The 23,315-nt window shown below is 42.0% G+C and carries 15 protein-coding genes; 5 read left to right on the top strand and 10 right to left on the bottom strand.

Translation table 11 applies throughout. From position 1 onward, the window contains the following. Window position 1 precedes the first annotated feature (1 nt). The 7 genes from B5D46_RS00380 to B5D46_RS00350 all read right to left on the bottom strand — a co-directional run bounded on the left by B5D46_RS00380 (window position 2) and on the right by B5D46_RS00350 (window position 8,836). Window positions 2–2,164, bottom strand: a complete 2,163-nt coding sequence (locus tag B5D46_RS00380) for an ATP-dependent helicase (protein ID WP_078927748.1) — start codon at window positions 2,162–2,164, stop codon at window positions 2–4. A gap of 2 nt (window positions 2,165–2,166) precedes the next feature. Next, window positions 2,167–2,898, bottom strand: a complete 732-nt coding sequence (locus B5D46_RS00375) for an HAD-IA family hydrolase (protein ID WP_031490621.1) — start codon at window positions 2,896–2,898, stop codon at window positions 2,167–2,169. Further along, entirely contained in the window at window positions 2,895–3,806 is a 912-nt protein-coding gene (locus B5D46_RS00370) for a tyrosine recombinase XerC (RefSeq protein ID WP_078927746.1), read from the bottom strand. The genes B5D46_RS00375 and B5D46_RS00370 overlap by 4 nt, the downstream gene beginning before the upstream one ends. Window positions 3,807–3,914: 108 nt before the next feature. Then, window positions 3,915–4,751 (bottom strand): diaminopimelate epimerase, encoded by an 837-nt coding sequence (gene dapF / locus B5D46_RS00365; protein ID WP_078927745.1) that lies wholly within the window; start codon window positions 4,749–4,751, stop codon window positions 3,915–3,917. A 9-nt stretch (window positions 4,752–4,760) separates the two neighbouring features. Beyond that, window positions 4,761–6,008: a diaminopimelate decarboxylase gene (lysA, locus tag B5D46_RS00360; RefSeq protein WP_078927744.1), complete on the bottom strand. Its 1,248-nt coding sequence runs from the start codon at window positions 6,006–6,008 to the stop codon at window positions 4,761–4,763. Between the two features lie 66 nt (window positions 6,009–6,074). Further along, window positions 6,075–6,281 carry an LPS translocon maturation chaperone LptM gene (lptM, locus tag B5D46_RS00355; RefSeq protein WP_031490627.1) on the bottom strand — a complete coding sequence of 69 codons (207 nt, stop codon included), beginning with the start codon at window positions 6,279–6,281 and terminating at the stop codon, window positions 6,075–6,077. Window positions 6,282–6,364: 83 nt separating this feature from the next. Next, complete coding sequence (locus B5D46_RS00350) at window positions 6,365–8,836, bottom strand: class I adenylate cyclase (protein WP_078927743.1); 2,472 nt, start codon at window positions 8,834–8,836, stop codon at window positions 6,365–6,367. Window positions 8,837–9,038: 202 nt separating this feature from the next. On the opposite strand from B5D46_RS00350, the gene B5D46_RS00345 reads away from it, so the two are divergent. From B5D46_RS00345 to B5D46_RS00325, 5 genes are all read left to right on the top strand, one after another. Beyond that, window positions 9,039–10,763, top strand: a complete 1,725-nt coding sequence (locus B5D46_RS00345; protein WP_078927742.1) for a uroporphyrinogen-III C-methyltransferase — start codon at window positions 9,039–9,041, stop codon at window positions 10,761–10,763. Next, window positions 10,763–11,965, top strand: a complete 1,203-nt coding sequence (locus B5D46_RS00340) for a heme biosynthesis HemY N-terminal domain-containing protein (protein ID WP_078927741.1) — start codon at window positions 10,763–10,765, stop codon at window positions 11,963–11,965. Before B5D46_RS00345 ends, B5D46_RS00340 begins: the two co-directional genes overlap by 1 nt. Before the next feature lie 394 nt (window positions 11,966–12,359). Continuing rightward, a complete protein-coding gene (locus B5D46_RS00335; RefSeq protein WP_078927740.1) occupies window positions 12,360–13,154 on the top strand; it encodes a MetQ/NlpA family ABC transporter substrate-binding protein in 795 nt (264 codons plus the stop codon). 63 nt (window positions 13,155–13,217) lie between these two features. After that, a complete protein-coding gene (gene msrB / locus B5D46_RS00330; protein ID WP_078927739.1) occupies window positions 13,218–14,183 on the top strand; it encodes a peptide-methionine (R)-S-oxide reductase MsrB in 966 nt (321 codons plus the stop codon). A gap of 213 nt (window positions 14,184–14,396) precedes the next feature. Further along, entirely contained in the window at window positions 14,397–15,638 is a 1,242-nt protein-coding gene (locus B5D46_RS00325; RefSeq protein WP_078927738.1) for a DUF4026 domain-containing protein, read from the top strand. 156 nt (window positions 15,639–15,794) lie between these two features. Here B5D46_RS00325 and B5D46_RS00320 read toward each other — a convergent pair whose 3' ends face one another. Genes B5D46_RS00320 through glnA form a run of 3 tightly spaced genes read right to left on the bottom strand, consistent with a single transcriptional unit; the run spans window position 15,795 to window position 23,300 of the window. After that, window positions 15,795–17,243, bottom strand: coding sequence for a glutamate synthase subunit beta (locus B5D46_RS00320; protein WP_078927737.1), 1,449 nt, complete (start codon window positions 17,241–17,243; stop codon window positions 15,795–15,797). After that, window positions 17,244–21,830 carry a glutamate synthase-related protein gene (locus B5D46_RS00315; protein ID WP_078927736.1) on the bottom strand — a complete coding sequence of 1,529 codons (4,587 nt, stop codon included), beginning with the start codon at window positions 21,828–21,830 and terminating at the stop codon, window positions 17,244–17,246. Window positions 21,831–21,890: 60 nt separating this feature from the next. Then, on the bottom strand, window positions 21,891–23,300 hold the full coding sequence (gene glnA, locus B5D46_RS00310) for a glutamate--ammonia ligase (RefSeq protein WP_078927735.1): 1,410 nt from the start codon (window positions 23,298–23,300) through the stop codon (window positions 21,891–21,893). Window positions 23,301–23,315 lie beyond the last annotated feature (15 nt).

Raw genomic sequence — 23,315 nt, 5'->3', positions numbered from 1 at the left:
CTTAATAATATGAGGCAGAGCTAATTGATTCGATGGTTAAAGGCACATCGTGCTTGCCTTTGTACTCACGAACAAGCTCTCTTAAAAATGAACTTGCACCGGTAGCCTCAACCTTACCAAACAGACTTCTATTCTGAGAATAGCTTATATATAAGGCAGTCTTGGCACGGGTAACGCCTACATAGGCAAGACGTCTCTCCTCGGCAAGTGATTTGTCAGAGAATGCACACATTCTTGATGGCAGAATATCCTTCTCAAAACCAACCAGGAATACATACTTAAACTCAAGGCCCTTGGATGAGTGCATGGTCATAAGGTTAACTGCATCAGTACCGCTTGCAGTTTCTCCATCCTCATTAAGCTCACCGGTTGAGACCAGTGTAATATTGGAAAGATAGGTTAAAAGAGGATCTTCCTCTTTCTTCTCATCAGAATCCGCTGTACTCTCAGGAGCAGATTCATCTGAGACTGCTGGTGCAGTGCTGTTGGACTCAAATTCCTTGATATTTGAAATCAGCATACCAAGGTTAGCGTAACGAGAATGCTCCTCGTTATCCTTGCCTTCCTTAAAATCCTTCTCCTGATAGAACTGATAAAGTCCGGTTATTCTCAGCATTTCATCAGCAAAAGCTGAAAGAGAAAGAGATTCCTTTTTCTCTTTGAGAACCTTTAAAAGATCGCAGAAAACAGCAACCTTTTTGTACAGAGAAGCTAAAGTCTTATCAACATTATCAGAATGAACATGAGCCTCAAGCAGACGCATTGCCTTAATCAGAGAGCAGTTTCTCTCGTTGGCAATGGTTCGAAGTCCATCTACGACCTTTGGACCAATCTTTCTTGAAGGAGTATTGATGATTCTAAGCAAGGCTGTGTCATCATCCTCATTTACCAGAATGCGCATATAGGCAATGGCATCAAGGATTTCGGCACGCTCGAAGAACTTCTGACCGCCGTAGATAACAAACGGAATATGTTTTCTTAAAAGAGTCTGCTCAAAATCCAGTGAAAGATAGTTGTTACGGTACAGAATAGCAATATCTCTGTATGCGACACCTGATTCATGCAGTGAAGCGATACGCTCTGAGACAGCACTTGATTCGGTTTTGTTATTGGCACAGTTTAAAATTCTGACCTTTTCGCCTTCACCGAAGTTACCCTTTAAAACCTTCTCCATCAGACGGTCACTGTTAAAGCCAATGATGGTATTTGCAACATCAAGAATCTTCTGAGTTGAACGATAGTTTAAAGCCAGAAGAACTTCCTTAACATTGCTGAAGTCCTTTAAAAACTTTCTCATGTTGCTTACATCAGCACCACGCCAGCCGTAGATTGACTGATCATCGTCACCTACCACCAGCACATGAGAATCAGGACCGGCTATCAGTCTTAGAAAACGGTACTGAATTGCATTGGTATCCTGAAACTCATCAACCAGAATCTCTTTGAATCTTCGATGCTGAAGCTCTCTGATTTCCTGATTATTCTCAAGAAGCTCAACAGTTCTTAAAAGCAGCTCACTGAAATCAACTGAATTTTCCTGATTGCAAACTCTTTCATATACGTTGTAAACCTGACTTGTAACTTTTACATAATCAGGTGATTTGGCGCTGATCATTTTGCTGAAGGCAAGCGCACGAATTCCGTTTTCCTTCTGTTTTGAGATATTTGAAGCAATATCAGATGGCTTAAATTCCTTGGTGTCGATGTTCATGTCCTTCATCAGACGCTTAACCAGGGATACCTGACTATCAGTATCTAAAATGGTAAAGCCGGGAATTAGCCCTGCATAAGAGGCATATGCTCTTAAAAGTCTTAAACAGATGGAATGGAAGGTATTAGCCCATAAGGACATCTGAACAGAATTACCAACCATAAGAGCAAGTCTTTCACGCATCTCGGTTGCTGCCTTATTGGTAAAGGTAACCGCCATAATATTGCGTGGCGCAATATGGAAGTGCTTGATCAGCCAGGCGATTCTTGAAACCAGAACACGAGTCTTACCGGTACCTGCACCGGCAATAATCAGCATGTTGCGAAGTTCTGATGAGACAGCTTCGTGCTGAGACTCATTTAAGCCTTCAAGAATTCTGTCAGCCTGAGGATCGGCATCAAGAGCATCCTCTAATAGACTGTTTTCCATATCGTAAAGTGAATTGTCTTGCATTTTTACAGTAAAGTTTTCAGTTCAAGTACATTATCTAAAAGAATATCAGGCAGAACCTTCAGATTCTTTTCATCAGGAGAAATTCCGGTATAGCCCTTGTATACCCATGCACATTTGCATCCAGCCTGAACGGCACCGTATACATCGGTGAAAGGATCATCTCCAATATGCAGGATTTCGTCTATTTTAACATTTTTAAATTTTGCGCATTCAATAAACATATCTGCAAATGGCTTTCTGCGCAAACCTCCTACAGCGGGACGGAAATCGCGCTCGAAATATCCGTCCACCATAATCTTGGATGGCTTAAGGTTACCGTTTGAAATCGCAACCATTGGATATTTCTGCTTAAGGGCAGATAGCATATCATATATATCCTGATGAACAAATCCGGATGAACGGTGTTCAACAAAAAGATCAACCAGCTTCTTAGCATCAGCAAGGCCGTTCTCTAAAGGGATCTTAAGACGTCTGAATGCCTCTACCAGACTTACCTCTCTAAGAAGAGTCACATCATCAGCGAGCTCTGGATTATCATGCAGGACCTCAGATTTAATCTGAGCCCAGAAATCATATTTAAGGCAGGCTCCACCTAATCCGTATGTATCACACAGATACTGGGTAAACCAGGCCTCAGCCTTTCTTAAAACTGTTTCACAGTCATAAATCGTATTATCTAAATCAAAGGAAAGGACTTTAATCTTACTTAGATCAATCTGTTTAAAGAATTTCAATTTTTCTTCCTGGAGGCTAATGGATGAGCCTTATTATATACGTCTTTTAAATGTTCAAAATCCAGATGAGTATAAATCTGTGTTGCGGCAAGAGACGAGTGACCAAGCATCTCCTGAACCGAACGAAGATCTGCCCCGCCCTGCAGTAGGACAGTGGCAAAGGAATGCCTTAACTTATGAGGATTTAAATGAGTGGTAACGCAGGCCTTATCACAGAGCTTTAAAAGATTCTGCTGCACCGCACGAGTGGTCAGTCTGCGTCCGAAACGGTTTAAAAAAAGAGCATTTTCCTGAGGATTAAAGCTATCTCTGATTTCAAGATAACCGTTGATTCGCTCAATTGCACTGTCATTTACAGGCACAACTCTCTGCTTGTTTCCCTTACCAAGAACCATAACCTCGCGGACAAACTCGTCATAATCATCAAGATCCAGCCCCACAAGTTCAGAAACACGGAGTCCTGATGAGAACAGAAGTTCAACAATAGCCAGATCACGGGTTTCGTAGATGGTATCAGGATTAACTGACAGAATTGCATCAATCTCTGACATGGAAAGAATCTTTGGAAGATGTCTTTTTATTTTTGGAGCTTTAACCAGAGAAAACGGATTATCCGGTATTTCATCTATGGAGACGAGATATCTGAAAAAGGAGCTTAAAGCGTAGAGATCATGCGCGACAGAGTTATTATTAAGCTTGTTTAAATCCCCGTCAAAATTAAACTCTCTCTGGATAACACGCATCTGATCAAGTTTGACATTCTTCCATTCTCTTATCTCAGAGAATTCCCTCTCTAAAACATCCAGAGCCTTTAGAAGAACCCTCTGGTAGGAGGAAATAGTATGAGGACTTGAACGTTTCTCAAAACGCAGCTTGTCCAGATACCTGTCAATCAGATCTTTCAGCATAAGCAAAAATCAGCTTTTTTTATAAAAATACCTAAAAATTGAATAAAAATGAGCTTTTTTCTGTTATTTTTAAACAAAAATCGAAAAAATACTAGGAATTAGGTCAAGTTACACAACAAAAGTGCCGTCAAAGACACGAGAGATTGAGGAAACAGTCAGCAGAACTGATTCCCTGCCGCCGTTCCATTCAACCTTGGCCTCTCCTCCAGGCATCTTAACCTTCACAGGAGAGACAAGCTTTCCTGAGGTAATACCGCTGACACAGGCAGCACAGGCACAGGTTCCGTTGGCCAGAGTTACACCGCATCCACGTTCAAAGATCTTAAGAGAAATCTCGTGCTCATTCTCAATCTTTGCAAAGGTAACATTAACCTTTTCAGGGAACTTCTCGGATGATTCAACCTCTTTTCCGTACTTCTCAAGAGGAATTGAGTTCAGATCATCAACAAAGAATACAGCATGAGGGTTGCCCATGGAGACAACACTGTGTGACAGTTCCTGTCCGTCAGCAAAGGTAAAAGGATAGGACTGTGAAGTATGCAGTGAGGCATATGGAATATCCTCAGGAGCAAAGGAAGGAGCTCCCGCATTTACACACACAGAACCATTATCGTTGAGCTTAACCTGCAGCAGTCTTGAGGCAGAGCTTACCTGAAGATCGTTTTTGGCAGTAAGTTTATGTTCGATAACGAAGTTAATGAAGCAGGCAGCTGCATTTGCACCTATCTGAACTTCGGTACCGTCAGAATTGAAGATCCTGAAGTGAAAATCAACCTCAGGATCAAATGGAGGTTCAACAAGAATCAACTGATCAAAACCAATTCCAAAATGTCTGTCAGCGAGCTTCCTGATAAGTTCAGGAGAGAAAAAAGCCTTCTGAGTTATGCCGTCAACGAACATGAAGTCGTTGCCGCAGCACTGCATTTTGGAAAATTTAAAAATCATGTTAATCCTTTATTCTGGAATAATTTCATCCTTCCAGATATCTTCGAAGGACTGTCTCTTCTTGATAAGAGCAGTCTTATCGCCATCAACCATAACTTCCGCACACAGACGGCGTGTGTTATAGGTCGATGCCATTGAGGAACCGTAGGCTCCGGCACCTCTTACAACCAAGATATCGCCATTTTTTACACTAAGTGAACGATCTTTACCAAGGAAATCATCGCTTTCACAGATAGGTCCTACAACATCTGACTTCACAGCAGGAACATCAGCATGCTTATAAGCATTAATAATGGTCATTTTTGCGCCATATAATGCAGGACGTATCATATCATTCATTGCAGTATCTGTTATCACAAAATGCTTATCGCCGTTGTCTTTCTGATAGAGAACCTTTGCCAGAAGCACTGCTGCATTGGCTACCATGGCGCGTCCAGGCTCAACATACAGAGCAACATCAAGTCCCTCAAGTTTCTTCAGAATAGGAGCAACATATTCCTCTGGGCTTGGAGGAGTCTCGTTATCATAGATAACACCAAGACCACCGCCGACATCAATGTGATCAACCTTAATACCTGCAGATAATAGCTTATTATATAAGGTTATAAGTTTTTCTGAAGCCTCAATTATAGGCTCAACAGAAGTCATCTGTGAACCGATATGGCAGTCAATGCCTGAAACCTTAAGACAAGGCTCTGATGCCATTCTCTTGTATAAATCAAATGCCAGCTCCTCGCTGACACCAAACTTGTTGTTCTTAAGTCCGGTTGAGATTGAAGGATGAGTCTTGGCATCAACGCCTGGATTTACTCTAAGAGCAACAGGAGCCACAACATTCAGTCTCTTGGCTACCTTGATTACAGTATCAATCTCTTCAGGTGATTCAATATTCAGACAGTTGATCTTCTGAGAAAGAGCGAATTCGATTTCAGACTCACTCTTACCAACTCCTGAGAATACGACCTTTGAAGGATCACCGCCTGCAGCGATAACACGGCGAAGCTCACCTTCGGACACAATATCAAATCCTGCGCCCAGCTTTGCCATCAGATTCAGGACTGCTAGATTTGAACAGGCTTTTACAGCAAAGCAGACAAGATGTTTCCGACTTTTCAGAGCAGCTTCAAAAGCCTGTACATGTTTAGTTAAGGTAGCTTTTGAGTATACATATAAAGGAGTACCGTACTGAGATGCAATATCAGAAATTTTCACAGATTCCGCATATAAATCTGAATCTTTAAAGCCAAAAAAATCCATTTTCCAAATCCATTAGTCTATCAAGCGTATCGGAGGATACAGACAGGTTAACAACCATTTAGAATTTTAATAGAGTACAGGCTGACTATCAGCAGCTTCAGACTCACTACTATTACCATTCTCGCCTTGAGTTCCAGGCTGTTGCTGATCTGCCTTTTGGGCCTGAGTATTGGTTACTGGATCTTTTTCTATATAGAGAGGGCCTTTTATACCACAGCCATATAAGAATAATGTAGCAACGGTTAGTGACAGTAATACAAAAATTTTATTCAATTTGATTAACCTATTTATTTCTTAGTTATGAAAAATCTTTCATACTTTCAATGAAAGTATATCCAAAATGATCCAATTTGGCACTATTTATTGGAAATTGTGAACGGATGGATCGATTTTTGATCATTTCCAAGTACAAAATACTGTGGAAGATTGAAATTCAGAGTTGATTTGGTTGAATTTGCATCCGACAGAGCGGTGTAATATCTGTTGATTGAATTTACCAGAGATGCACGTGATCCATTGAAACCATAGAAGATCTTTACTTCATTTCGCTCGTTTACAATATAGATCTTCCAGCCTTCGTCCTCTCTGGCAAAGAAATACTGCATAATGCCTAAAGTTGCATGATGCTCAACGGATGCAGGAACCTGGAGCGCATACTCAGGTCTCATGCCAAAACGTGACAGAATAGTAACGTCATCATCAGATGCACGGAACATACTTCTTCTGATAATGGAAACATCATTCTTATTGTCACTTACGCGAGCCTCGTAAGTGTTGTGAGACACATTGAACACATAGGTTGACTCGTAATCGCTAAAGCAGCCTAAAATTCCCTTGATGGTTGATTCAAGATCGTATCTGATTAAATCACCATGCTCTGAAGAATAGCTGCAGACCTTAACTCTGTTATCAAAATCAATCATGTCTCGATGAGAGTCTGTAATTGAACTTCCACGAAGAATTGAAGCTAAAAGCTCAACCACGCCAAGCTCACCGTCAGAATATGAATGAGAGGTAATCTCGCCCCATGAATTTAACGAGATAACATCAATAGAGCCCACCAGACACATTTTCTGTCGTCCGCATGACAGAGTATCACCAAGTTCAAGGTCTGAATTTGAAATCATAAACTTTCTGGTAAAGTCATTTTCAAAGTTAATCACAATCATTGACTTAACAATGTTGCGGGCCTGCCTTAAATCATCCTCTCTTACATGAATTGTCTTAGAGAAAAAGAATCTCTTGATATCGTCAGAAAGTCTCTTGATTTTCTTGAAATCAACTGTTGAGTTGCTACCGCATACGTAAACCTTGGTACGGTTTGAAAGCACGTTATTTACAGTTAGCCATGCCACCATCTCAACAGCTCTTGGGGCAATGTATACAACTTTTGTGGAAAGCAGATCAAGACTGTTACGGTCACATGGGTACACATGCCAGCCATGACGGCAGACAGTATTAGGCGAAGGAAGAACTAAAGTCAGAGTCTCCTCTTCCATAAAGGAGCTCGCTTCCTTGTAAATCTGCATGATTTTGCCTGGATACTTGTCGATGGAAGCATAGATTTTTCTTGAAAGAACACCTGCATCATCGGATGTAATTGCATATTCGATTCCGTGTGTTACAGAGAATCGCAGCAGAGCCTTATAACTTTTCAGCAGAGATTCCTGAAGCTGAGTCTGAATAAGTCTTAAAGAGCTTACATTCCAGTTCTTTTTCGAGGAAATATCATCTATATAGTTGCGAGACCAGTTCCAGAGAGCTGCCACTCTTCGAAGAAGTGTCTTTCTCCTGGTTAAAAAAGTACTCTTCTGCTGCCCATCAACAGCCTCAAGAAGCTTCAGGTAGAAGCATCTTCTTACCAGATTCAGACGTTCTATATCATTGATCTTTGATAGATACTTTGAAACCTTTTTATAAAGGATGTAATAGGAATCATGCCCTAAGCCGAAACTTCGGCTGCTGATAATGGAGGATTTAAGCTCCATTGATAAGAGCATGGTATTAGTATATTCAGAGGCATAGGCTTCCATCAGCAGGATCTTTAAAACCGCCTTGAAAGGATGATCGATACCTTTATATACAAGCCACATTCCAGAACCGAAATACTCCACAGGAGAGCATTTAGCTACCGATCCAAAATCAAACCACTGATCCTTAATCAGAAAATCAAGTTCGTAGAATTTCTCGGCCTCACCGGCATAATCGCGAAGCTCATCCTCAAGAGAAATCATGTACCAGACAATATAGCGACCGCAGATTCTGAAGGATGATCTGTAGAACTCATCCAGAAGGAAAAGAGACTGGGCAGAACCGCAGTCCTCTGTATCCATGGTACCGTGTTCGCCGCTGATAAAACGGTTCTCTGCAGTTACAAAGAGGTTAACATCAGCACCTAGAGCCTTACAGAATGAGGAGATGAACTTGCACTTTTCGGCCAGAAGATTCATCTCAAAATGAGGAAGATCCTTGCTTACACAAACCCAGATATCAAGGTCAGATTTCTGGCCCTGAGCTATTGATGAGGTACTTCCCATGGCATAAAGAGCATATACAGGCCAGAACGAAGATGAAGGTGCATCCGGGTCGATGCCTCTCTGTCTGAGGTAACTGCGCTGAAAATCATTAGGAGTAAACATGTCGATTCCATAAGGAACGCCGTTTTCTCTGTAGCCGGGAATTGCGGGGTGGTTGTAGTTAATAAGGATAGGAACAAGATCCAGAACTTCATTGACATTTTTAGTCATGATCTGTCGGGCAATAGCAAAACGGCCTCTATTAAAGGAACTCACTTTTGAAAATCTTCTTTCAAACTGAGCTTTATCCATATATAAAGCCTTGCCTCTTTAAAATCCTGTTAAAACAAATCTACGTGTAATCTAATTTTACCAAAATATATTATGAATTCACTCAAAAAAGTGATCAATCGCTACTTGTCAAAGCACAAAATCTTGCTTATTCATATAAATAGGATCTATACATGGTATTATAAAAAATACAAATTTTTTGCTTTTAATAGAGATAAATAATATGTCTAACAATCACAGAGCAAACATAACAAATACACCTTCAACAAAGATTGAAGCGAGACCAGATAGAGCTGTACCAGAAAAAAATGACAAACTGATGCAGGCAAAATTAAACAGGGAAGTTGATGCTACCCTCAATCAGGCAAAGATTCTGTTAGACTCAGAACCAGATAAGATTACAGCCAGAAAGACAACTGGCAGCCATTCAGAGCTCAGAAACAGCTTTGATCCGCATAAGTACAATTCTCAGAGCAAAAATACTTCAGACAATAAATTTCAGAACAGAAATCCTCAGCAGTACACACAGAATTATACAAAAGACATTAAGAAAGAAACCTCAAAGAGTGCTGAAATTCCTAATGATAAGGCTGAACGTAGCAATAAAAGCCCATCAGAGGAGCTTAATAGTAAGCCTCATGAAAATAAATCTGTTGCCAATACACAGCTGACAGAACTACAGAAAAAAGAAGAGCCATTACACATGAATGACGAAAAAACACAGCAGATCGTACCCGCAACCGAGTATGACCGTCTGCTTCCTCAGGTATCATCCTTAAAATCCAGAGTAAATCTGCTTACATTTGCCTTAATTCTGGTAATTGGTGCTGCAGGATACGGTGCTTACTATCTTGATAAGCAGAAGTACAGCGATATCATGGAGATTCAGCATCAGGTACAGCAGACCAGCTCCAACGTAACGGTGACCGAGGGAAAGATTAACGATTTATATAATCAGATTAAAGCCAAGGATGAAAGAGTAACCAATCTTCTGAAGGCAAATGATGAGCTGAAGAATCAGAACAACATCCTCAAGAGCCAGCAGGAGACACTGCAGAAAACCATCGACAAGGCAAACAAGCAGACCGAGGCAGTTAATATCCGTCTGAATGACTATATGGACAGAAATCCTAACGACTGGCTTGTTGCCAAGAGCTACTTCCTGGTTTCTAATGCACAGAATATTCTAAGCTTCAGTGACAACATTGAAGGCGTTCTTCTGAATCTGTCTCAGGCTGACATGCTTTTAGTCAAGATTGACGAGCCTGCAGTAAACCAGATCAGAGAGGCAATCAGCAAGGATATTCTTTCTCTTAAGAAAGTGGAACATGTTGATTCAAAGGGTATTCTCTACAAGCTCGACAGTGTCTACAACAATGTTGACAATATGCCGCTCAATGAATTCCTTACAGAGGCACAGAAAAAGGCAGCCTATCAGAAGGCTAAAGGCACAACTGACAGCATCAGTGACTGGAAGGAAAATCTTCTGACATCTCTTAAGGAGTTCTCCTCAAGATTCATTGAAGTCAGAAGACGCAATGACGGTGTTGTAAACCAGTATCTGTCTCCAGAACAGTCTGCTATTCTGCTGCAGAACATCAAAACAGAGATTCTTCTTGCAAAGATTGCCCTGTTCAACAAGGATCAGGAGAGCTTTGCTCACAATCTTGATGAAATCAAGAAACACATCTCAGCCTACTATGACATCAATAATGCAGATGTAACTGCAAACCTTGAGATTATTGATGAAATCTCAAATAACGACATTGCATCAGCAAAACCAGATCAGCTGTCAAGCGTCCCACTGTTTAACGCTCATGCTCAGACCAGATTCAATCTTTACAAGAATCAGAAAAAAGCAGACAAGCCAGTAAGCAAGACTTCAGCAGCTACAGATAAGAAAGAATCTGAATCAGCAGCTCCACAGGTAAAGAAGGAAGGTAACTGATGATTAAGCTTCTAATTCTACTCCTGTTCACATGTGTTGCGATCTTTGTAGGACCACTACTTGCAGATACACAGGGGTTTGTACATATAGTCTTTGGAGAAAGGATCATTGAGACATCTGTAAATACAGCAGTTATTCTTTACATCCTTTCTATTCTGATACTGTTCGTGGTTTATCTTTTACTCAAAAAGATTACCAATATTCCATCACGAATCAGACAGAGTTTTAAGACCAGAGCATTCAACAAGAAGCTCTCCGTTCAGGATGAGGCTTTTATAGACTTCTCTCAGGGACAGTTCGAGCAGAGTCTTGGTCTTTTAAAGCACGCAAGTACACTTAAGAAAATGAGTGAGAAATCCCTTCTGGTTGCAGCTCAGGCAGCATTCTCTCTGGAACTTTACGATTTCACCCGTAAAGCACTGGATGAAGCTCAGAGCCGTGGCAGACAGGCAAAGCTTGCAGCAGATATTCTAAGAGCAAAGCTGAACCTTGATATCGGCAATGCCAAGGTAGCATTAGAATACCTTGATGGACTCAAGGGTGCAGTAAAGAACAAGTACGTTTATAAACTTTTCCTGGACTGCTATCTTGCAAACAAGGACTATAAGAAGATCTGCGAAAACACAAAAGAGATGTTAAAGTACGGAGCCCTTACCAAGGAACAGGCTCGTGGATATTACATTGCTAAACTTGAAAAGGATGTTAAAGAAGCTGATTCTGAAGGCGCCCTTGAGCAGATCTACAGTGTTCTGAGCCGTGAAGACAAGAGAAACTCCAAGATTATGGGAGCAATTATCTATAAGTTCCTGAAGTTCGGTAATATGCAGAAGGTTCAGAATCTTACACTGGATCTTCTAAAGGAAGAAAAGGATCCGGTATTTATAGAATCCATATCCAACTGGAATGTGGCTGTACCTGAGGTTCTCATTCTTCTGAAGAAATATGCATCCAAGAATGTACTTTCCTCTCAGGTTGATCTGCCTTTATTAAAGGCAATGGGTAATCTTGAGTTCAGGGCAGGACTTGATCCTGATGCTCTTGATGATTACAAGAAAGCACTTGCTATTGAGCCAAGTCCAGATGTCTACATCAGAATCGGAACCATTCTGACCAACCTCAAGAAAGTTGATGAAGCTGCAGAGTACTTCAGAAAGGCAAATGCCATGTATTTTGAAGACAAAGCGCTTACCATCATCAAATAAAGAATATATTACAAGACTATTATGGCGATCAGATGATCGCCATTTTTATTTTACTAACCAGATTTATGCCTGCCACGTTATAGCTTTTTCCTATATTTACATATAAAAAAATAGAATTAGCAAGGAAAAATACTTAATGATAATATTTCCTCATAAACAATAAACGACAGGAGATTGTTATGAAAAACATTAAACGGTATTATAAAACTGACTATTCAGTTTTAATTTCAGAAAACAATAAATCTGAATATCATTCAAATCAATTCTCTACCTTATCTATGTGTTGCTCCTGTCACATGTGCTGCTCACCTATGAGCATGTAATCACCTTTTTCAAAACTAAAAAATTTAACCAACTAATTTAACTAAGATTTTTTTATCATAGGAAGATTTTTATGCGCAAAATTAATGTATTAGCAGCTTCACTGGTATTTGCTGCAACATCATTCTTATCACTTTCTGCTGATGCAAAGACATTGAAGATCGGAGCATCACCAATTCCACATGCGGAAGTTTTAGAATATATCAAGCCAAAGCTCAAGGAACAGGGCGTTGATCTTGAAGTTGTAATCTTTAACGACTACATCCAGCCATTCCTAACCACCGAAGACAATCAGCTTGATGCCAACTATTTCGCATCAAGACCATATTATGAGCAGTTTTCAAAAGACCATAATCTAAAGAATCTTGTAGAAGTTGCCGGCATTCATATTGAACCGCTGGGTCTTTATTCATCAAAGATCAAATCATTGAACGAACTTAAGGATGGTTCTGTTGTTGCAATTCCAAACGAGCCAACCAATACCGGCAGAGCACTGCTTCTTCTTCAGAGTGCAGGACTCATTACTCTTGAAGATCCTAAGGCAATTGATGCAACAACCTTCTCTATCGTGAAAAATCCTAAGAACCTGCAGTTTAAGGAAATCGAATCACCTCAGCTGCCACGTGCTTTAGAGGATGTTGATGCTGCTGTTATCAATACCAACTATGCACTTGGTGCAAATCTGAATCCATCAAGAGATGCACTGGTCATCGAGAAGAAGGATTCTCCATACGTAAATCTTCTGATTGCTAACAAGGAATCAGCTCAGAATGAAGATTTAAAGAAGGTAATCAATGAGTTGACTTCTGCTGATGTGAAGAAGTTTATTGAAAAACAGTATGACGGTGCAGTTGTTCCTGCATTCTAAATAACAGCCACGGACAGAGGTTCGCCTCTGTCCCAATATAATCAAATAGAAGGTAAGAAAAAAATGAGTACAAAGACAATTTATCTGGCAGGAGGATGTTTCTGGGGTGTTTCAGAATACTATTCAAGAATTGACGGTGTTACCTCCTCAAAGAGCGGTTATGCGAACTCAGATGTAGAAAATCCAAGCTATAAGGAAGTAAAGACAGGTAACACAGGTGCTGCTGAGACAGTTGAAGTTGTATACGATACAGACAAGGTATCTCTTGAGATCCTTTTAACTCAGTTCTTCAAGATAATCGATCCTGTTGCAGTTAACCATCAGGGAGAGGATTTTGGTAGCCAGTACAGAACAGGAATCTTTTACACAGACGAGAGTGATCTAAAAACCATCAGAGCCGTAGTTGACTATGAACAGCGCAAGTACGAAGAGAAATTCGCTCTTGAGATTCTTCCTCTGAAAAACTTCTTTGAAGCTGAGGATTATCATCAGGATTACCTCAAGAAGAATCCTGAAGGATACTGCCACGTTGATTTTCTCTCATTAGCTGACTTAAAGCCAAACAACAGCCGTTTTCTGGATAAGTCAAAGTATGCTGTTGATAAACGAGAGGCTATTAAGGAAAAACTTTCAGATGAGGCATATCAGGTTACCCAGAACAGCGCTACAGAAAAAGCATTTACCGGTAAGTATGACAAGCATTTTGAAAGAGGAATCTACGTTGATGTAATCACAGGTGCTCCTCTTTTCAAATCTACAGATAAATATGAATCAGGCTGCGGCTGGCCAGCATTCAGTGCCCCAATCAATCAGTCTGTGGTTTCATTGCATAATGACGAAAGCGAAAACAGACAGAGAATTGAAGTCAGAAGCAAAACCAGTAATGCACACCTTGGTCATTTTTTCACTGATGGTCCTAAGGATAAGGGCGGCATCAGATTCTGCATTAACAGCGCTGCCTTAAAGTTTATTCCATATGAGAGAATGGATGAGGAAGGCTACTCTGAGTTCAAAGCCTTAGTCGAATAACAAATTCATACTTCTACTCTCTATGTTTAAATCTGCCATAACATATGGCAGATTTTTTTTTCTATCTTTTTCAGAAAAATCCTTCACTTTCAATGGACAAACAGCAGTCCTATATGCCTAATCTAAGAAAACAGGTATTGAATTATTCTTTTATCAACTCATATCTTTATAACAAGAATCTGAACACTCCAAAAGTTCATAAGGAAAAACAAAGTGAAAGAATCATCCTACATGATCGTCATTCCCAAGAATGAAGAGGATATGCACGATCCTAAAAAGCCACTTGAGAATCTGATGCAGAATGAAGATATCCAGATTATGGATATCAATACCGATGAGGAAAGAGGACTAATTCTTAAGCTTAAACTTGATGATAATGAATACGAGGTAGACCTGGATCCTACCGAAATTGATATTCCTGATATGGTAAGACCGGCTCATGTGTTCTCAGAGGAAGAAATCAGACAGATTGATGAAGCCAGAATGGGACTTGGAGTAAACATGGACTTCAAAGGAAACAGCAAAAAATGTTTTCACGACCAGCTGCGTATCATTAACGCTATGTTTCCTAATGAGATTCTTGCTGTTATGGACTGTCCAGCAGAGAAACTTCTGTCAGGAAAATGGGTATCATTTGCAGCAGAATCAAAAACACTTCCTGCCCCACGATATCTGTTTACTGTTCAGGCAGTCTCCAACGGAGATGATGAGATCTGGCTGCATACCCACGGTTTAAGACGCTGCGGTCTTTATGATCTTGAAATTCTCTGTTCAAGCAAGAACATGTATGAAGAGCATTATCGAATTATCGAAACCTTTGCCTATCGAATGCTTGATGATAATGAGATTATCGAACCGGGTGAGCCTGTATTCATCGGACAGGCAGATGACAGATACCTGGTATGTACAGCTGTCGACTGGAAAGAGGCTTTAAGTTTCTACCCTCAGGCAACCGTGGGAACTGAGGAAGACAGAGCAGAGGATGAGGATAACTATCACAGCGAAGATACCTATGTACTGATGATGTATATGGGACCTGATGATGCAAAAGCAAAAGAATACACTCCAGTCCAGGAGTTCGATTCATACCTTGAGCAGAATCCTATCTTCATGATTTCAAACGAAGAAACCAGGCGTATGAGTGATCTTGCCATCGAAAGACTGCCATATCTAATTAAGGCAGCAGAAAACAAGGATAACGTAATCATCGTAAAAATCGCCCTGCAGAAGGACGAGGAATTCGTTGATGAAGACTCAGAGAAAGAGCATATCTGGTTTGAGCTTAAGGAAATCAAAAAGGATTCAATCGTAGCCGAACTGACTCAGGATGCCTATTTCGTCAAGGGCATAAAGGAAGGCGACATCGGAACCTATCCTTTTGAGGATATTACCGACTGGGAAATCTTCTCACAGGGAAACTGCTATACACCGGATGATGTTTATCGTCTGGCATAGGGATGCGTGCGCTGAATCTTTGATAAAACGTATCAATTCAACTTTATAGATTCCTCAATGTTGAAAAAAAAAGCTCGAAACCTTATATTCAGTCAGACTGATTTAGATTTCGAGCTTTTGTTTGATCTGCCATGGGCAGATCATATTACTGAGAGGTTATTTCTTAAGAAAACGGTTTACTGACTCAGCACATCTTCTGCCTTCTGCAATGGCATAAACCACCAGAGACTGACCTTTTCTGCCGTCACCTGCAGCAAATACCTTTGGATTGCTGGTTCTATAGGCATCCTCACCTTCTGTCTTTGCAAGAATGTTGCCTCTCTGATCTGTCTCAAGGCTAAACTCTTTAACTAAGGAAGCTGATGGATGAGCATAGCCCATGGCAATCAGGACCACATCAGCATCGATTGATGATTCTGTACCATCAATACCCTCGAACTTGCGAGGAGCGGTCCATTTAACCTTGTTAACCTTTACTGACTTAACCTTGCCCTTACCGTTAAACTCTAGGGTATTGGTTGAGAAAAGACGGGTACAGCCTTCCTCATGAGAGCTTGAGGTTCTCTTGATGCGTCTCCAGTCTGGCCATGCCATACTGATATCAACACTCTCAGGCAGTTCCTCATGATAATCAAGCTGAGTTACTGTCTTGGCTCCCTTTCTGATTGACACACCGATACAGTCAGATGCGGTTTCACCACCACCGATAACAACAACATTCTTACCGTTAACATCGATAGGATTTACACAGTCACCGTTGTTCTCACGGTTCTGAGCAATCAGAAAATCAAGAGCGAAGTGAATTCCCTTTAATTCACGACCAGGGAGCTTAAGATCACGAGGAGTCTCTGAACCAGGAGCAAGAACAACTGCATCATATTCAGATAATAGCTGTTCGCCTCTGATTTCTGTTACTGAATCATTGTGGACACCATTCTCAAGCTCTTTAATTGAACCAACCATTGAGCTTGTTCTAAAGACAATGCCTTCCTGTTCTAAAAGAGCAATACGTCTGTCAAGAACATCCTTTGGGAGCTTGAAATCAGGAATACCGTAACGCAGAAGACCGCCAATCTTGTTCATCTTCTCAAAGACGGTCACATCATGACCGTAGCGGTTTAACTGCTGAGCTGCAGCTAATGCAGCAGGACCAGATCCCACAACGGCAACCTTTTTTCCGCTGCGATCACTGATATTCTGAGCTCTTACATAGCCATGCTCAAAGGCATACTCTGCAATCTTGCGTTCTACAGACTTAATACCTACAGGATCTCTGTGAATACCCAGAGTACAGCCCTCTTCACACAGAGCAGGACAGATTCTTCCGGTTATCTCAGGGAAATTGTTGGTTGATGACAGAACGGTATAAGCCTTCCTGTATTCGCCCTCACAGACAAAATCGTTAAAGTCAGGCATATCGTTATGCAGAGGACACTCGTGCATACAGAATGGGATACCGCAGTCCATGCAGCGTCCTGCCTGAATTTTGGCCTTGTCATCAGGTAGAGTTCCGTAGATTTCACAGAAGCTCTTAACACGCTCCTCTACAGGAACGTGTGGCATATCAACACGGGCAAACTCGATAAAGCCTCTTACAAAACCCATTTACTTTACCTCCTTTAATGACTTTAAGGCATTCAGATATTCGTGAGGGAAGACCTTCACGAAATTGCCAAGTTCTAATGAGAAATTCTCAAGAATCTTCTTGGCAATCCTGCTTGATGTGTGATTCAGATGATTTTTCAGTAAATCCTTAATAATCACCTCATCAGGCAGGTTCTTATGCAGAGGAATCAATGGATCGGCCTTATCGGCACTTACAACGTTTTCAACATCAAAATCGCCATTTGCAAGTTTTGATCTGAATACATTTTCAGGATCGTAAACATAGGCAATACCACCGGTCATACCAGCACCGAAGTTACGTCCGGTCCTGCCCAGAACCATTACGGTACCGCCGGTCATGTATTCACAGCCGTGGTCACCGCAACCTTCACAGACTGCATCAACACCGGAGTTACGAACCGCAAATCTTTCACCTAAAACACCGCTGAAGAAGGCCTTACCTGAAGTTGCGCCGTAAAGACAGGTGTTACCGGCGATAATATTCTCCTGAGGATCTCCTTCAAAAGAGCTGCTCTTGTAAACACTGATGGTACCGCCAGACAGACCTTTACCCACGTAGTCATTTGCTGTACCGCAAAGGCTTAAGGATACGCCCTTCTTCAGGAAGGCACCGAATGACTGGCCTGCAATACCCTTCAGCTTGTAGGAGATAAAGTCATCAGGAAGCTCCTTCTTAGAGGCACTTACTAAACCTGAGGTGTAGGTACCGAATGAACGGTTAGTGTTTCCAATTGAGCTTTCAATGGTAACTGACTCATCCTTTGACAGAGCTGTCTGAACCTTTGTCTCAAACTTCTTATCCAAAGCTGAATCGATATCGTGCTGCTGAGCAACAACATGATGGAACTTGTCCTGAGCATGAGGGTCGACATAGAAGATTCTCTCAAATGAAAGATTACGAGCCTTTTCAAACTCAGCCTTTTCATTCTTCTCTAGAAGTTCTGCGTGACCAATCAGATCATCAAGTTTTCTGAAACCAAGCTGAGCAAGTAATTCGCGAACCTCGCGTGCTACAAAGTGGAAGTAGTTCTCAAGATGCTCAGGTCTGCCGATAAACTGTTTTCTAAGCTCAGGATCCTGAGTTGCAATACCAGTAGGACAGGTGTTCTTCTGGCACTTTCTCATGATGGTACAGCCCATACATACTAATGGAGCTGTACCGAAACCGAACTCATCTGCACCTAAAAGAGCACCGATGATTACATCACGTCCGGTCTTAATCTGACCGTCAACCTGAAGTTTTACTCTTGAGCGCAGTTTATTCATAACCAGAGTCTGCTGTACGTCAGCAAGACCGATTTCCCATGCAGAGCCAGCATATTTAACTGATGAAGCAGGAGCTGCACCGGTACCGCCGTCATGGCCTGAGATTACAATATGATCAGCCTTACACTTAGCAACACCTGCAGCAACTGTACCGATACCAACCTCTGATACCAGCTTAACTGAAATATCTGCCCTGGTATTAGCAAGTTTCAGATCGAAAATCAGCTGAGCCAGATCCTCAATTGAGTAGATATCATGATGAGGAGGAGGTGAAATCAGACCGATGCCTGGCAGTGAGTGACGCAATTTGCCGATATAAGGAGAAACCTTGTGGCCAGGCAGCTGACCGCCCTCTCCTGGTTTTGCACCCTGAGCAAGTTTAATCTGAATCAGTTCAGCCCCAGACAGATAATCTGTGGTTACACCGAATCGACCTGATGCAACCTGTCTGGTCTTGGAACGAAGGGAATCTCCCTTGTGCAGAGGAATATCAACTACGATATCATCTCCAAGGATTGCCTTGGTTGAAGTATCTGAATCAATTACAGTATCACGTCTTGGGTCCTCACCGCCCTCACCACTGTTGGACATAGCACCTAAGCGGTTCATGGCAATTGCCATGGTGGTATGAGCTTCAGTTGAGATAGCACCGATTGACATGGCAGAACAGGCAAAGTGATGGATAATGCTCTCTTCACTTTCTACTTCGCTGATATCAATTGGCTTGGTCTTCTTAAAGGAGAACAGACCGCGAAGAGTCATCAGGCGTTTGCTCTGATCATTGATGATCTGAGCATACTTCCTGTATTCCTCGTAATCACCAGAACGAACAGATCTCTGAAGATGTACCACAGCATCAGGAGTCCACATATGTTCCTGACCGTCATATCTCCAGTTAAGCTCACCGCCCTGATCAAGAGAATCGTCATGGATAGCATCCTTCTCAAAGGCCTTTCTGTGGATTTTTACAGCTTCATCTGCAATATCAAACAGGTTGACACCCTCAATTGGGCTTGGAGTATTCTTAAAGTACTTATCAACAAACTCTGAGGATAGACCGACAGCCTCGAAGATCTGGGCACCTATGTATGACATATAGGTTGAAATACCCATCTTTGACATGGTCTTGTATAGGCCCTTGTCAATTGCGTGAATGTAGTTGTCAACGAACTGCTCTGACTGCTTTGCATCCTTACCAAGTGAAGCAACAACGTTAAGTGCAACATATGGGTGGACAGCCTCGGCACCGTAACCGCCAAGCAGAGCGAAATGATGAACTGTTCTGGCTGAACCGGTTTCAACAACCAGACCGGTACTGGTTCTAAGTCCCTTTTCAACCAGACACTGATGAACAGCAGAAGTTGCCAGCAGAGCGGGAATTGCAAGACGCTGACGGCTTACGTTTCTGTCGGACAGGATCAGAATATTGTTTCCGGTCTTAACAGCATCAACTGCAGCGGCTCTGATTGAAGCCAGTCTTGCCTCAATACCGTTCTTGCCCCATGATACAGGGTATGTGATATCAAGCTCTACGCTTCTGAACTTGTTGCCGGTGAACTTGCCGATATTTCTGATCTTCTCAATATCCTGACTGCTCAGAATTGGCTGGTCAACCTCCAGTCTTACAGGAGGATTGTTATCCATGATGTTCAGAAGGTCTGGACGTGGACCGATAAATGAAACCAGAGATGTAACCATCTCCTCACGGATAGGATCAATAGCTGGGTTTGTAACCTGAGCGAACAGCTGTCTGAAATAATCATAAAAACAGCTTGGCTTTGAGGAAAGAATTGCCAGAGGAGCATCATTACCCATGGAAACCACAGGCTCCTGACCTGATAATGCCTTGGTCTTCAGTAGTCTTTCCACATCCTCTCGGGTATAACCGAATACACGCATCAGATCTTTTGTATTAAGCTTTAAAGACTCGGTCAGAGGCTTTTCCTTAATATCGTCAAGTCGGATTCTAACCTTGTCGGTCCACTCCTGATATGGTCTTGCAGTTGCAATCAGGTTCTTAACTTCACTGTCACCAATGATTCTTCCCTGCTCCATATCTATAAGAAGCATACGACCAGGCTCTAATCTTAAATGATTTGCGATACGTGACTCGTCAATGTTTAAGGTACCTTCCTCGGATGCAAGAATTACCATGTCATCCTTGGTAACAATGTATCTTGCAGGTCTTAAACCGTTACGATCCAGTGTTGCACCAATCTGTCTTCCATCTGTGAAAACAACTGCAGCAGGACCATCCCATGGCTCCATCATTGCAGCATAGTATTCATAGAAAGCCTTAAGATTGCGGTCCATCAGACGGTCCTTCTCCCATGCAGAAGGGATCATCATCATTGCGGCCTGTGCAAGTGAATATCCTGACATGGTGAGAAGTTCAAATACATTGTCAAATGATGCTGAATCTGACTGTCCCTGGAAGATTAGAGGCCAGAGTTTTTCCAGATCCCTACCGAAAACAGGTGACGAAATGTTCTTCTCACGAGCTCTGATCCAGTTGAAGTTGCCACGCAGGGTATTGATTTCACCGTTATGTGCAATCATTCTGAATGGATGAGCTAAAGCCCACTGTGGGAAGGTATTGGTTGAGAAGCGCTGGTGAATCATTGCCACAGCACTTACACAGCGGCTGTCAGAGAGGTCCTTGTAATATACTCCGACCTGATTTGCCAGCAGCTGTCCCTTGTAGACGATGGTTCTTGCAGAGAATGATGAAATGTAGAATTCCTTGCAGTGCTTTAAGTTCAGATTAGCGATTGCAATAGAGGAGCTCTTTCTGATGATATAAAGCTTTCGCTCTAGGGCGTCAGTTACAAGAATATCAGGAGAATGACCTACAAAGATCTGTCTTATAACAGGTTCTTTCTGTCTTACAACCGGAGACATAGGGATTTCCTTGTTTACAGGAACATCTCTCCATCCCAGTATAATCTGGCCCTCAGCCAGAATGGCTCTTTCAATTTCCTCTTCACAGGCGTGTCTTGAAGCCTCTTCCTGAGGAAGGAACACCATGCCCACGCCATACTCTCCGCAAGGAGGCAGAATAATGCCTCTGCTTGCCATGTCATCGCGATACAGTTTGTCTGGAAGCTGAATCAGAATACCTGCACCATCACCCTGCAGAGGGTCTGCTCCAACAGCTCCTCTGTGGGTTAGATTTTTCAGAATCTCAAGTCCCTGACTTACAATGCTATGAGATTTCTGACCTTTAATGTTGGCGATAAAACCAACACCGCAGGCATCATGTTCATACTCACTTCTGTATAATCCTGGATTTGCTTCCATTTGTCACCTTTTTTGGGTAGTACATCAATAGTTATATGTTTTAGTAATTTTGTTTACAGCTTATAGACTGTAGTAAAGTTCGAACTCAGCTGGATGTGGAGTTGAACGTACTCTGGTATCCTCAGCTCTCTTAAGCTCAATGTATGCCTCAATCAGATCTGGAGTAAATACACCGCCTTCAGTCAGGAAGTCATGATCAGCAGCCAGTGAATTCAGGGCCTCTTCTAATGAAGTACATACCTGAGGAATGTTTGCTGCCTCCTCTGGTGGCAGGTCATACAGGTTCTTATCAATAGCCTCACCTGGGTTGATCTTATTCTTGATACCATCAAGACCAGCCATTAACATTGCGGAGAATGCAAGGTATGGATTTGCGGTGCAGTCTGGGAAGCGAACCTCAATGTGAGCTGCCTTTGGATTGATTGAATATGGGATACGGATTGAAGCTGAACGGTTTGCAGCTGAGTAAGCTAACATTAAAGGAGCCTCAAAGCCAGGAACAAGTCTCTTGTATGAGTTTGTTGATGGATTGGTAAATGCGTTTAATGCCTTGGCATGCTTGATGATACCACCGATGTACCATAATGCGTTCTGAGACAGACCGCCGTACATGTTGCCGGCAAATACGTTCTCACCGTTCTTGAAGATTGACTGGTGGCAGTGCATACCTGAACCGTTGTCACCGTAGATTGGCTTTGGCATGAAGGTAGCGGTCTTGCCATACTTGTATGCAACGTTCTGAACCACATACTTGTAGATCTGAACCTCGTCTGCCTTCTTGGTTAATGAGTTGAACTGAGTTGCAATCTCGTTCTGACCTGCGGTTGCAACCTCATGGTGATGAGCTTCCAGAACAAGACCCATCTGCTTCATGATCTTACACATTGCAGAACGGATATCCTGTGAAGAATCTACAGGAGGAACAGGGAAGTAGCCGCCCTTAACTGCAGGACGATAGCCCTTGTTACCACCTTCGTATTCAGTTGCACTGTTCCAGGCTGCCTCGATATCATCGATAGCCACGAATGAACCTGAGATATCTGACTTGAAGCGGACATCATCGAACAGGAAGAACTCTGGCTCTGGACCAAAGTAGGAAGCATCACCGATACCGGTAGACTTCAGGTACTCTTCAGCTCTCTTTGCAACTGAACGTGGGTCACGGCTGTAGCCGGTCAAGGTCTCGGTATCTAAAATATCACAGCGGATAATGATGGTTGGATCTGCATAGAATGGATCAAGCTGAACAGTCTCAATATCAGGCATCAGGATCATGTCTGACTTGTCGATACCTCTCCATCCTGCGATTGAAGAACCATCGAACATCTTGCCCTGAACGAAGAACTTCTCACTGATACAGTCGATAGGTAAAGTAATATGCTGCTCTTTACCCTTGGTATCAGTAAATCTTAAATCCGCAAATTCAACTCCATGCTCGTCAATTAGTGACTGTACTGCTTTAAAATCCATTTTTGACTCCGTTAA

Origin of the sequence: Succinivibrio dextrinosolvens DSM 3072 (assembly GCF_900167015.1) — a bacterium.
GTDB classification, from domain to species: domain Bacteria; phylum Pseudomonadota; class Gammaproteobacteria; order Enterobacterales; family Succinivibrionaceae; genus Succinivibrio; species Succinivibrio dextrinosolvens.
The sequence above is the reverse complement of the archived record's forward strand: the minus strand, read 5'-3'. Positions and strand labels throughout refer to the sequence as shown.